This is a genomic window from Pseudomonas protegens, assembly GCF_013407925.2.
GTDB lineage: Bacteria > Pseudomonadota > Gammaproteobacteria > Pseudomonadales > Pseudomonadaceae > Aquipseudomonas > Aquipseudomonas fluorescens_AP.
Window position 1 is genome coordinate 4,685,805 of record NZ_CP060201.1, and the last position, 12,666, is coordinate 4,698,470.

Consider the following 12,666-nt stretch of genomic DNA (forward strand, 5'->3'; position numbering starts at 1 on the left):
AACCACCGATTTTATTGCGTGATCTTCCGCAACTTGAGGATTAATCTGAACGACCGGAATGTCGGATCGATACTGGCATTTATTTGACGCACACATTCAGCTTTTCAGAGGGATGGGTATGAAGAATGGATTTTTCAGCGCTCGGCGGTGGTCACCCGTGTCGCCAGGTTCCCGGCCCGAGGGGCGATCGACACCGCTGTGCACGACCCTATGAGGTGGCGCCGGACCTTTCAGGCAAGGATTGTCGGGGTGCTGGCGCTGTTGCTGTTGGTGCTGATCGGGGCGGTGTATTTCGCAGTCAAGACCGCGACCACGCAAGCGGTGGAAAAGCAGGCGCAGCAGCAATTGAAAATCGGCACCCGGGTCTTCGAGCGCCTGTTGGACCTGCGGGGGCGCACGCTGCAATACGGGGTCGACTGGCTGGTGCTGGACTCGGAGTTCCGCCGGGCCGTGCTCAGTGGCAAGCCGGTGGATATTCTCGCGGCCCTGGCCCAGCACCGCGGCGGCATCCGTTCCAGCGAGATGTTCGTGCTCAGTCCCGACGGCCGGGTCATCGCCAGCACCCTGCCGGCGGTGGCCCGGGACCGGCCTTTTCTCTATGACCAGGCCCTGCGCCGGGCCTGGCGTCATGACACCCACATGCTGTTCGTCGCGATCCAGGGCCGTCCCTACCTGCTGGTGCAAGGGCAGGTGCAGGCCTCCTCGCCCCTGGCCCGGGTGGTCATGGGGTTTCCCATGGACGAGCTGTTCGCCCGGGAGCTGCGCTCCATGAGCAACCTGGAAGTGTCGTTCCTGACCGTCGACGCCCAGCGCCCCGGCGAGCTGTTCAGCACCCAGCCGGAGTTCTTCTGGTCACCCATCATCAACGCCCTCGGCGATCCGCTGTGGCAGTCGCTGCCGCCGTTGAGCGACGCCCATGGCCAGCGTTTTCTCAACCAGGCCCTGCAACTGGCCAATACCGGGGACCCCGCCGATCCACGGGTCATGGTCTTGCTGCAAAGCCCCCTGGAGCAGGCCCTGCAAGCCTTCGCGCCACTGGACCGGGAGTTCCTGTGGATCGCCCTGGTGGCCCTGGTGGTGTCCCTGGTCTGCGCGCTGTTGATGGCGCGGCGGGTTTCGCGGCCTCTGGAGGACCTGGCCGAAGCCGCCCGGCGCATCGGCGCCGGCAACTATCAGGCCGCGGTCGCCATCAAGCGCAGCGATGAATTCGGGGTCCTGGCGGATGCCTTCAACGCCATGCAGAGCGCCATTGCCACCCGTGAGCGGCAACTGGCCCACAATGCCCTGCACGATCCCCTGACCGGTCTGCCCAATCGGGCCCTGGCCATCGAACGCCTGGGCCAGGCCATCGCCGCCCGGCGCAAGGTGGTCCTGCTGTACCTGGGCATCGACAATCACCGGGCGATCCACGAAGGCTTCGGCAGCGAAGGGCTGGAACAGATGATGGGCGAACTCAGCCGGCGGTTGCCGGAGGTCCTGACCCAGGGCGATACCGCCGCGCGGATCACCGCCAGCGAGTTTCTCCTGCTGCTGGAGAACACCGAACTGGACGGCGCCATTGCCGTGGCCGATCGCCTGCATGAGCTGTTGAGCCAGCCGCAACGGATCCACGGCGACGAGGTCCGGCGGCAGATCTGCATGGGCATGGCGGTGTACCCCGCCGACGGCCAGTGCGCCGAGGAGTTGATCAGCCGCGCGGCCATCGCGCGCCACGACGCCTCGCTCAACCCCGGCTACCTGCAGGTCTACCAGCAGGACCGCGACCTGGCCCATCAGCGGCAGATCAGCCTGATCCGCGATTTGCGCCGTGCCGCGGCCGAAGACGAGCTGTTCTTGCTGTATCAGCCCAAGCTCGATCGGCAGCGGGATGACCGGCACCAGGCCGAAGCCCTGCTGCGTTGGCAGCACCCGGTGTTCGGCGTGGTGTCGCCGGCGGAGTTCATTCCCCTGGCCGAGCGGACCGGCAGCATGCACAGCCTGACGTCCTGGGTCATCGAGGCCTGCATCGGCCAACTGGCCGAATGGAACCGCCGGGCCTTGCCGGTGCGCCTATCGTTGAACATTTCCGCCAGTGACCTGGAGGACGACGGCCTGGAAGTCCGGGTCAGCGAATGCCTGGAGCGCTACCAGGTGGCGGCCGAACAGCTGGTCTTCGAAATCACCGAGAGCGCCATCATGCGCAATCCGCAGCAGGCCCTGGCCGTGCTGCAGCGCTTGCGGGGTTGCGGCATCAGCCTGTCGGTGGACGATTTCGGCACCGGCTATTCATCCCTGGCGCAGTTGCAGCGCCTGCCGGTGCAGGAGCTGAAGATCGACCAGTCCTTTATCCGCAACCTGAACGAAACCAGTGGTGACGCGGTGATCGTGCGCTCGACCATTGAAATGAGCCACAAGCTGGGGCTCAAGGTGGTGGCCGAAGGGGTGGAGTTCGAGCATTGCCTGCGCCTGCTGGAAAGCTGGGGCTGCGACACGCTGCAGGGGTACCTGATCAGTCGGCCCCTGGTCACCGAGGCTTTCGAGCGCTGGGCGTTGAGGTCGCGGGTGCCCAGTTGAGGGCGTTGGATGCCTGCCGCGGCCGGCATCCGGGGTGGGGCGTCAGAGGCGGGCCGATTCGGCCTTGGTCAGCAGGCTGTGCAGTTCCGGTTCGATGTCTTCGGCGCTGAGGTTGTCCATGATTTCCTGGATGCAGGGCGCGTAGCGCGGTTCGATGGCGGCTTCGGCCCAGTCCAGCTCATAGATCGCCATGATCCTTACATCCAGGTAGGGCGAGTCCGCCAGCAGGCGTTTCAACAAGGCGATGGCCGGTGGGGTTCGCAACTCGCCCAGGGATACCGCGCAGCGGTGCTGCCAGTACTCGGGCCGGGACAGCAGCGTCTCGCCGAGTCGTTGCCATTGCGCCGGGGTAAAGGCGCTAAGCACGCCCTTGGCCACCTGCTCGGTGGCGTATTCGTTCCAGTTGGCGGCTTCCGAGTCACCGAACCAGTGCTGTAACCGGTCAAACAATTCATCACGTTTATCCGTATTCATGATGTCTTTCTCCTGCTTAGGGCGGCGGCGCCAGCACGCTGTTCCTGGTCTGCCACCCAATGCCATGGTGTTTATTCAGGCGTGCCAGGACCGATGCTGCCTTATTTGCGCAGGGCTTCCCAGCATTAAAGGGGCTACCGGGACCAATGGCCGCGGTCGATTCCGGGGCGCGCTTTACCAGGTTCCGGCGAACTTCACCGCGGCGGCTGCGCGCGAGGGCACCTTGAGGGCATGCAGCAGGGACGACACATGGATGCGCACGGTGAACGGCGAGATCTCCAGTTCCCGGGCGATTTCCTTGTTGGTCTTGCCCTGGGCGATCAGCCGCAGGACTTCCTGTTGCCGGGTGGTCAGCTGGCTCACTTCGGCGCCGGCGTCCAGCGGCAGCAGCAGGCCGGAAGGCGCGTACTTGACCACCACCTCGCCTTCGCGGATGGCCTGGATCGCCTGGCCGATCTCCTCCGGGCTGATGCTCTTGCCGATGAAGCCGTCGGCCCCGGCGGCCATGACCTCGCCGATCAGGTCCTGGTTGTCGACCATCGACACCACGATGATCGAGGTCCGCGGCAGTTGGCGGCGCAGGTCGGCAATCAGGCTCACCGAGGTCAGGCCGGGAAAGCGCAGGTCGAGAATCAGCGAGTCCGGCTCCTCGCCGGTCTGGGCCAGGGCCAGCACTGCCGCCAGGTCGCCGGCCTCTTCGAGCAGGGCCCCGGGCAGCAGGCGCTGAAGGGTGCGCAGCATGCCTTCGCGAAACAGCGGGTGGTCGTCGGCGACGATAATCCGGCAGGTCATGTCGTGAAACTCCTTGAAACATCCAGTCCTGCGCGCATGCTAACTTGACGCGCGGCGTTGTAACGGGCCGCTGGTCGTGTTCGAAACGCGGTTTGGCCGAGCGGCAAAAGACCACGGCCACACAGATTGCACAAGGAGGTGATTGCATGAACGTTGAGAAGGACAGCGAACTCGACCAGGCCACCCTGCGGATCATCGTCGCCGCTTGCGCCCTGGTCTGGTTTAGCGTGATCGGCTTTCTGCCGGGGCAGCAGGTCGAGCCCTATGTGCCGGTGATGATCTACATTGCCCTGTTCATGCTCGGTTCGATCATCCTGCGCATGGCCATTGCCCGCTGGCCCGGGCACTACCCGACGCGGCGCATCCTGGGCATGGTCTACGACTACACCGGCACCTGTTACGGCCTGGTGGTGGGCGGCGAGGGGGCGCTGCCGATCTATGCGGTGATGGTCTGGGTCAACCTGGGCAATGGCATGCGCTTCGGCTCGCGCTACCTGGCGATCGCCACCGTGCTGGCGCAGGTCGCGCTGTTCATGGTCTATCTGCTGACCCCTTACTGGCAGGCCCAGCCCTACATGGTGCTGATGCTGATGATCACCAGCACGGTGATTCCGGTGTACGCCCATATCCTGCTCAAGCGCACCCGCCTGGCTTCCGAACAGGCGATTGCCGCCAACCTGGAAAAATCCCGCTTCCTGGCCCAGGCCAGCCATGACCTGCGCCAGCCGATCCACTCCATCGGCCTGTTCACCGCCTGCCTGCGCGAAGCCAACCTGGGGGCGGACGAGCGGCGGCTGGTGGACAACATCGACCGTTCGCTGCTCAACGTTTCGCAATTGTTCCGTTCGATCCTCGACCTCTACACCCTGGACAACGGGCGGGTGCAGCCCAAGTACGACACCGTGCACCTGGGCGAGCTGCTGCGCGACCTGGTGCGCCAGAACACCGAAGCGGCGCGCTGGGCCGGTGTCGAACTGCGCTTGCGGCCTTGCGCCCATTGGGTGCGGGTCGATCCGGGGTTGTTGGCGACCATGGTGCAGAACGTGCTGTCCAACTGCTTCAAGTACGCCGCCGAGCGGCCGGTGCTGATTGGCGTGCGCCGGCGCGGCACGGGCCTGGCCATCGTCATTTATGACCAGGGCCGGGGGATTGCCGAGGAGCACCTGCCGAAGATCTTCGAGGAGTTCTATCGGGTTCGCCAGGTACGGGACAAGGACGTCGAAGGCGTCGGCCTGGGCCTGTCCATCGTCAAGCGCCTGGGGCAATTGACCGACCTGCAGGTGACCATTCGTTCGCGGGTCGATCACGGCACCACGGTCAGCCTGCACGGCCTGCAACTGGCCGCGCCACAGCGCTTGCACGGTCGTGACGAGGCGTTGCAGAGCGGCTTGCTGACCGGGTTGCGGGTGTGTCTGGTGGAAGATGACCGCAACGTCTTGCTGGCCACCTCGGCGTTGCTGGAACGCTGGGGCTGCGTGGTCCAGGCCGAGTCGAGCGGAGAAGACCTGCTGACCGACTGCGACATCATCGTCGCCGACTATGACCTGGGCACCCGGGCCTCGGGCCTCGAATGCATCGACAGCATCCGCCGGCAGCGCGGCTGGGAAGTGCCGGCGCTGATCATCACCGGACACGACATCGAGAAAATCCACGCCGCCCTGCACGACCGCAATATCGCCATCCTCTCCAAGCCGGTGCGCCCGGTGGAACTGCGGGGCACCTTGCGAGCCCTGCGCGAGACGCCGCTGGCGTCGGCCCACAGGGCTTCGGCGCCAGCGGCGGTTACCAGGTCCGGCACGGGATAAGCAGGGGGTAGTTGGTCATGGTCAGCTTCTTGTTCTCGCCGCTGGCGAGTTCGACGAAGTCATCCAGCATGCCCGAGTACGAAGAGATCGAACTGCGCTCGGTGTAGTAGTGGGTGGTCACCGGTCCGTAGTTGGTGTTGCTCTGGCCAGTGCCCACGTACTCGTTCCAGCGGCTGGTGCCGTACACCATGTCTTGGCCCTGGACGAAGTAGCGACCCGGTTGCAGGCCCGTGAACTGGAAGATGCCGTTGCCGTCGGTGCGGGTCACCCGGTGCACGGCCACGGCCTCGGGGGCCATGCTCACCGGCGCGCCTTCGGGCTTGGACGCACGCAACTTGTGCCAGGCCTGCAAGTGCGGGGTGACCGGGTAGAGATAGATCTTGACGTCGCGGCTGTCCTCGATGCCGTCGTTGCCGACGATGCAGAACTTGCCGGTGAGCGTGGCGGTGCCCGGTTGCAGGGCGGCGCGGGCGGCCTGGGTGTCGAAGGGGACCTCGGGGTACTGCACGGTTGGGATCTTGACCGGCGGGTATTCGTCCAGGGTTCGCCCTTGGCGCGGCGCACAGGCCATCAGGGTACAGGCGAGCAGGGCCAGGCCTGTCACCATGAAGAGACGGGGTTTCATCAACTCAGAACCTTTTCAGGAAGGAACGGTGCTCGCCCGACGCTGTCCCGCTGCTACACCGGGGCAGCCCGTCGCGGCGAACCTGGTTGCTCAGGGGCTAGCGCTTTATTGCTTGCTGCACTCGGCCGGCAGCGCGACCGCTCCGCCCATGGTGGCGAAGGCGACCATGCCGCCGCTGGGCAATACGCAGTTGTATTCGCCGGCGCTGGTGCTGGCGGTGAAGTAGGTCTGGGACGCGTCGCTGCGCACATTCGAGACTGTGGAAACCGGCTTGCCGAGGGTGATCTGGGCGCGGTTCTTCAGATCGTCGTTGCTCGGCTTGGCGATGGCGCAACCGCCCAAGGCGAGGGCCAGGGCGCTGAGCAGGGCAAGGGGGCGGAGGCTGGACTGGAGTTTCATGATGACTCTTCCTTGGTGTTGTTGTGTTTTCAACGGCGCAGCCGCTCCCGACACCGCAGAACGGCGGTGTTGGGGGAGAGCGGGTGGTTGCTCGGCACTATAGCCCCGGGCTGGGGGAGGGTCGATTAGCACAAATGGGCTAATGTCGCTTTGCAATTACGGGGCTGCGGGGGAGCCGCACAGGGCCGCCGGATGGGACCGGCGAGGCGCTGCCGGTCCCGGATCAGGCTCAGGTGAGCAGTTGTTCCTGCAGGCGCCGGCCGAGCACGTCCAGCAGGTCGCAGCCGTCGCGCAGGGGGATGACGCACAGCTGGGCGAAGTCCTGAAGCAGGGCCGGGTTGCTCTGCAGGTTGTCGTGGCTGGCGATGTTCTCCAGCAACTGGGTGGCCGCGCGGATGCGGTGGGCGGCGGCCTCGTGGAGCGCGTCCAGCGGGGCCTGGGTGTCCACCAGCAGGGCGGGGATGTTGTAGTCGTTGCTGGTCAATGGCATGTGACGAGAGCTGCGCTCCGTCGTAGATGTGTCAGGTTTGTTGGGTTTGACCTTTTTCATTTGATCGAGCTCCGGGTAGGCATGAGAGCTGCCAACGGCCTTCCTACGGGCTTGGGTGGCAGCCGCGCGCGGGGTAGGAATACCGAATACCCTTGGACTCGGCCACGCCGAAGCGTGCCCGCGCACGGCCGCCGCGGCTGATCTTACGGATGCGACAGATGCTCCGCAATCAGACGGGCGCTTATGCGCCAAGGGTTATCGAAGGGTTCCTACGCCCTGTCACTGAATTTGCAATGACCCCCAGACCTTAAGGGCATCGCCTTGGGGGGACAAGGTGATGCAAGTGGACGCGAGTTGTAGGAATTTTCGGTGACCGCGATTTGAGGGGCAGGTATGCCGAGGGCTCCCACCGATCAGTCGCCACATGAGCATTCGCAACTGTCCTTCCAGCACCCTCAGCACCCGGATGGCGGTGAGATAAAGGAGGTCATGGAACGGGCTGATCGGTCGGTATTTCAGACACTTCCTACAAACGTGACGAGTTGCAACTTGCTACGTTACTGCGCGTCCGCAGCGTGGCCTCGGCCCCGCAGCGCTTCGGCTAATGGACTTAGCCGCAACACGTCAAGGAGCGACCCATGTTCAGCCCGGCCGACCAGACCCACTTCAGCCTGGACATCCAAGGCATCCAGCACGACTTCCAGGTGCTCGCCTTCCAGGGCAGCGAAGCCATCAGCCAGCCGTTTCGCTTCGACCTGCAACTGGTCAGCGAGCGCCCCTTCATCGACCTCGAACCCCTGCTGCACCAACCAGCCTTTCTCGCCTTCGATCCCCAGGGCCACGGCATCCATGGACTGATCCAGCGCATCGCCCAGGGTGATGCCGGCAAACGCCTGAGCCGCTACAGCCTGTCACTGCAGCCGCAGCTGGATTACCTGCGCCACCGCAGCAACCAGCGGATTTTCCAGCAGCTCTCGGCGCCGCAGATCATCGCCCTGATCCTCGAAGAGCACGGCATCCTCGGCAATGCCTACCAGTTCCAGATCCAGCAGCCGTGCCCCGCGCGCAACTACTGCGTGCAGTACGACGAGAGCGACCTGCACTTCATCCAGCGCTTGTGTGAAGAAGAAGGCCTGCACTACCACTTCCAGCACAGCCGCGAGGCGCATTTACTGGTGTTCAGCGACAACCAGAGCGTGTTCCGCAAGCTCGGCCGACCCACCGCCTATGTGCGCGGCAGCGGGTTGGTGGCCGATGAGCCGGTGATCAAGGGCTTCAATGTGCGCCTGGAAACCCGCAGCAGCCGCGTCACCCGACGCGACTACGACTTCGAAAAGCCACGCCTGCAAATGGAGGCCGCCTACAAGCCCGACGGCCAGACCCAGCAACCGGACCTGGAGGACTACGACTATCCCGGGCGCTTCACCGATCGCGAACGGGGCAAGTTGCTCAGCCAGCGCGCCCTGGAACGCCACCGCGCCGACTACCGGCAAGCGGAGGGCTGGGGCGATGAACCGCGACTGGTCAGCGGACATTTGCTGCAATTGTCCGGTCACCCGCGCCAGGCGTGGAACGACCTCTGGCTGCTGACCCAGGTCAGCCATGAAGGCAAACAGCCCCAGGTGCTGGAGGAATCGATCACCAGCGACACCGAGTCGAGCGATGGCTTCCAGCAGGGCTACCGCAACCGCTTCCTCGCCACCCCCTGGGATGTGTTCTTTCGCCCAGCGCTGGACCATCCGAAACCCCGGGTCCTCGGCAGCCAGACCGCAGTGGTCACCGGCCCGCCAGGAGAGGAAATCCACACCGACCAGTACGGCCGGGTCAAGGTGCAGTTCCACTGGGACCGCGAAGGCCAGGGCGACGACCGGACCAGCTGCTGGCTGCGGGTCGCCTCCAGCTGGGCCGGCGACCGCTACGGCGCCCTCGCCATCCCGCGCATCGGCATGGAAGTGCTGGTGGACTTTCTCGAAGGCGACCCCGACCAGCCGCTGATCAGCGGTTGCCTCTACCACCAGGAACACCCCGTCCCCTACGAACTGCCGGCCAACAAGACCCGCAGCCTGTTCAAGACCCTGAGTTCGCCGGGTGGCGCCGGCTTCAACGAAGTGCGCATCGAAGACAAGCAAGGCGCCGAACAGATCTTCGTCCACGCCCAGCGCGACTGGGATGAAAACATCCAGCACGACCAGAAGATTCGCGTCGGCCACGAACGTCACGACAGCGTCGAAGGCAACAGCTACAGCGAACTCAAGGCCGAGGAACACCGCACCGTCCACGGCGAACGCAAAACCGAAATCCGCGCCGACGACCACCTGAACGTGGCGCAAAACCAGCACATCAAGCTGGGCAGCGCACAACTGCTCCAGGCCGGCCGCGAAATCCACCTGCAAGCGGGCCAGAAAATGGTGATCGAAGCGGCCAGTGAACTGACGGTGCAAGCCGGGGGCAGCTTTATCAAGCTCGACGCCAGCGGCGTCAGCGTGAGTGGGGCGTTGCTCAAGGTGAATGCGGGAGGTGCGGCGGGGGCTGGCTCGGGCATTGGAATCCAGCCGCCGGTGCTACCCGGCGTGGCGGATAAGGATAAGGCCGGGAGCTTGATGGAGAAGGCCTTGGTGAACGCAGTGCAATCCTCACCATCTGAAAGCCTTCGCAAAAACTTTCGAATTCAAATGAAACGCCCCTATGACAAGAAAGGGATCTCTGGACAGCCTTATATATTGGAAGTCGATGGCGTTACTTATAAAGGAATAACATCTGTTGATGGATTTTTAGATCAGCATGTTCCACTAAAGGCTAAAAAAGGAGTCTTAACCTTCTATGCATTTGGGATTGAGGCGCAGCCGTGGATATGGGAGCTTGATCTGAATTCGCAACCACCTGCATCGGATATCAAAGGAACCCAGTCGCGGCTGAAAAACCTGGGCTTTTATCAAGGAAAAATTGATGGAGAAAACGGCCCGAAAACAAAGTATGCCACTCGCTGCTTCTTTCGGTCATGTGGGCTGACAGATAAAGACTATCTATCTTTTAATGATGTCAAGCGGTTGGAAAAACAACATATTGCATAAGGACGTGAGTGATGAGTTATGGAGGGTTTGATCTTCGTCTTGGTGATCATGATGGTAAGCCGGCGCAAAATTTACCTCCGCGGTGGGGAGGGATTGATAATCCAAGTCTTTCCAGTATTTCTGCTGAAACAGCTAGTTCAATTTCAGGAAATAGTGCAGCTTTAGCTATTTATGAGCACGTAAGAAAACTTCAGGAAGACCTGGTTTTTCTAGGGTTTTCTGTAGTTGGGAAGCCTGATGGCGAGTTCGGGATCCGTACTGGTTGGGGGGTTAGGGAGTTTCAAATTTACGCCTCTATGGCCCAAGTGGCATGTATTAGACAAGGTAGAAAAGGCCAGCTCTTATTGAGTGAGACGGGATCTCCTGTGAAGGTAGATAATTTAGAGGTGTATTTTGATGGTTCGGCAGCGATCTTGGCCAAAGCAGGGAAGGCAGCGGTGGTGGGTGGGACGACTGCAGGTCCTGTTAGTTGCTATGTTGATAGTTTGCAGTCGATTGTCAACTCGGCTCGGTACTCTGGTCCTATAAGTGGAGTTATGAATGCAAAAACCAGATTGGCGATAGATCACTGGCTGGATAATGACTACAGATGTCCGGTGGTCTTTGAAGCTTGGAAGATGGTCCAAGGCATCAGGAGTGATATTGCTGATTCTGGGTGTAATATTTGGGCGCATGATAGTTTTACTGAGGGGGTTCCTAGGGTTTTTGTTAGAGATTTTTCGAGTTGTTTTGAATTTCCGGTTGGGCGAGCGCAAAACCATTATCACGCTGTAGGTTATTACGAGTCTCGAGGTTTTGGTGGGCCTAATTCAACTAAAAGACATAGCTGGTCGCCTGACGCTGAAATGACAGTGAAAAATATAATTGGATCGCCAGTCAATCCCGTAGAAATCAATAGTCCAGCTCTATCAACATATCGCGCAATTCGAGTGGTGGCTGAAGCAGAGTGTTTTGGGCGTTTTGATGTTCTCAACGCATGGGATAACGCACTTATGTCTGCAGGTCCATGCCACTGGACTATGGGGCTGTTCGATAGTGGTCAATACGAAAGGGGTGAGTTTGCCGGATTTATTTCTTACCTGAAACAAAGAGATAACGAGACTTTTATGAAGGTCTTCGGTGGTTTTGGGGTTTATCCAAAATATGATTGGGGAGATTCGAGGTTGTATGCCGAGGATCTCAAAAAATATTCTGGATGGGTGAGGCTGACAAACGATACATATAATCCCGCTCAGCAGTTACATGCCGAGAGTGAATTTGATGATTTGCCGAGAACTAAAGAAGAAGCTCATTACTTAAAAACGTGGCATTGGTTCTATCGACTCAGCATGGCCGGCCGAACCTTATCGGGCTATAGAGAGGCAATGTGGTCTATGGCCAAGGTTAGGATTAGGGATGTTTTGAATAAAGAGGTTCAGTTTCGTGTTGGTGCTACGACTGTAGTTAGTACCCTCGGTAGGGTTTTTACATCGGAGAAGAGTGTTGCAATACTTTTGAGATGGCACGTATATCGGCCGTCACATGTGGTTCATGATGAGCACCAAAGAATTGTGCCAATCATACAGCAAGTAATAAATGAGACAGTTACAGTGAATTGGCAATTACCGGTATCAAACTGGGGTGATGCACATGAGACCGCGTTGTCGAGAAGGCTTCTATCTGCGGCCGCAGCCATAAACCCCACTGTGGCGACCAGTATAGTTTTTGGTTTCACCCAACCCCAGGGAGCAGTCCGGACTGGCCGTAATACTTTTATTTTGGATGAGTGAATATGAAATTTTTTCTGGCGATTTTACTGTTCTTTCCGATGGCTTGTGCTACAGCAGTGGAAGTTTGTGATGTCGATGGTTCGAGATACTTTATTTCGCAGTGGGCAGAAGAGGGCGAGCCGATCCAGATGCTTTCAAAAGTTGATGGGCCAAGATTCTCCGTTGAAAGAGTCAAGGTTGTCTATAGTGATGACCTTAATGATGACGGGGTAAGAGATTTTATTTTTTCTTATGTCGGTAGTGAGGGGTCAAGTAAGGATAGGGTTTATGGTTTTTTTATTCAGTGTCGAGGGTATTTGAGGTTTGTAGGTGGAGATTATTTTGCGGGTGTTAAGGTTCTAGATGCTTCCCTTGGTGGTAAAGATAAGTATAAGAAAATTGAAATATATTCCTACCAAAGAGATCGAGAAGGAGGCGTTTTGTACAAGGGGCAGGAAGCGCTTACCAAGTCGCATGTGTGGAGTTTTAATCAAAATGCTCAGAGGTATGAAGGCGAGTCAGAGTGAGTTTTTGTGACTTGGGTAACTGAGGTGCTCATGTGTTTTTAGCTGGCTTTGGTGGCTGTTGAAAAGCCAGGTCTGTTATGTCGAGAGTTTCTGAGGAGAATGAAGCGCAGCTATTCTGTTAGGGAAACGCCGAACAAGTTACCCATCAGCCGGAAATGGACGGTTTGGAGATGCCGAACATC

10 protein-coding genes are annotated in these 12,666 nt (G+C 60.2%); 5 read left to right on the plus strand and 5 right to left on the minus strand.

Annotation, left to right across the window (positions count from 1 at the left end):
• The first annotated feature begins 210 nt into the window (after positions 1-210).
• A complete protein-coding gene (locus GGI48_RS21805) occupies positions 211-2,553 on the plus strand; it encodes a bifunctional diguanylate cyclase/phosphodiesterase (protein WP_179602090.1) in 2,343 nt (780 codons plus the stop codon).
• A 42-nt stretch (positions 2,554-2,595) separates the two neighbouring features.
• On the opposite strand, the gene GGI48_RS21810 is transcribed toward GGI48_RS21805, so the two are convergent.
• Positions 2,596-3,027 carry a HEAT repeat domain-containing protein gene (locus tag GGI48_RS21810; protein ID WP_179600015.1) on the minus strand — a complete coding sequence of 144 codons (432 nt, stop codon included), beginning with the start codon at positions 3,025-3,027 and terminating at the stop codon, positions 2,596-2,598.
• Between the two features lie 174 nt (positions 3,028-3,201).
• On the minus strand, positions 3,202-3,819 hold the full coding sequence (locus GGI48_RS21815; protein ID WP_016965538.1) for a LuxR C-terminal-related transcriptional regulator: 618 nt from the start codon (positions 3,817-3,819) through the stop codon (positions 3,202-3,204).
• Between the two features lie 146 nt (positions 3,820-3,965).
• Between GGI48_RS21815 and GGI48_RS21820 the strand changes: the two genes are divergently transcribed.
• Entirely contained in the window at positions 3,966-5,624 is a 1,659-nt protein-coding gene (locus GGI48_RS21820) for a hybrid sensor histidine kinase/response regulator (protein WP_179600017.1), read from the plus strand.
• Here the strand turns inward: GGI48_RS21820 and GGI48_RS21825 are convergent.
• From GGI48_RS21825 to GGI48_RS21835, 3 genes are all read right to left on the minus strand, one after another.
• A complete protein-coding gene (locus GGI48_RS21825; RefSeq protein ID WP_092310871.1) occupies positions 5,602-6,249 on the minus strand; it encodes a carboxypeptidase-like regulatory domain-containing protein in 648 nt (215 codons plus the stop codon). The two genes, GGI48_RS21820 and GGI48_RS21825, sit on opposite strands and share 23 nt — an antisense overlap.
• Positions 6,250-6,354: 105 nt before the next feature.
• Positions 6,355-6,648, minus strand: a complete 294-nt coding sequence (locus GGI48_RS21830) for a hypothetical protein (RefSeq protein WP_047305906.1) — start codon at positions 6,646-6,648, stop codon at positions 6,355-6,357.
• A gap of 229 nt (positions 6,649-6,877) precedes the next feature.
• Positions 6,878-7,138: a hypothetical protein gene (locus GGI48_RS21835; RefSeq protein WP_015636855.1), complete on the minus strand. Its 261-nt coding sequence runs from the start codon at positions 7,136-7,138 to the stop codon at positions 6,878-6,880.
• A gap of 638 nt (positions 7,139-7,776) precedes the next feature.
• On the opposite strand from GGI48_RS21835, the gene tssI reads away from it, so the two are divergent.
• From tssI to GGI48_RS21850, 3 genes are read left to right on the plus strand one after another with little or no spacing between them, the layout of a single operon-like run.
• Positions 7,777-10,209 carry a type VI secretion system tip protein TssI/VgrG gene (tssI, locus tag GGI48_RS21840; RefSeq protein ID WP_179600019.1) on the plus strand — a complete coding sequence of 811 codons (2,433 nt, stop codon included), beginning with the start codon at positions 7,777-7,779 and terminating at the stop codon, positions 10,207-10,209.
• A gap of 11 nt (positions 10,210-10,220) precedes the next feature.
• Complete coding sequence (locus GGI48_RS21845; protein ID WP_179600021.1) at positions 10,221-11,978, plus strand: peptidoglycan-binding protein; 1,758 nt, start codon at positions 10,221-10,223, stop codon at positions 11,976-11,978.
• A gap of 2 nt (positions 11,979-11,980) precedes the next feature.
• Positions 11,981-12,484 (plus strand): hypothetical protein, encoded by a 504-nt coding sequence (locus tag GGI48_RS21850; protein WP_080963143.1) that lies wholly within the window; start codon positions 11,981-11,983, stop codon positions 12,482-12,484.
• Positions 12,485-12,666: the final 182 nt, after the last annotated feature.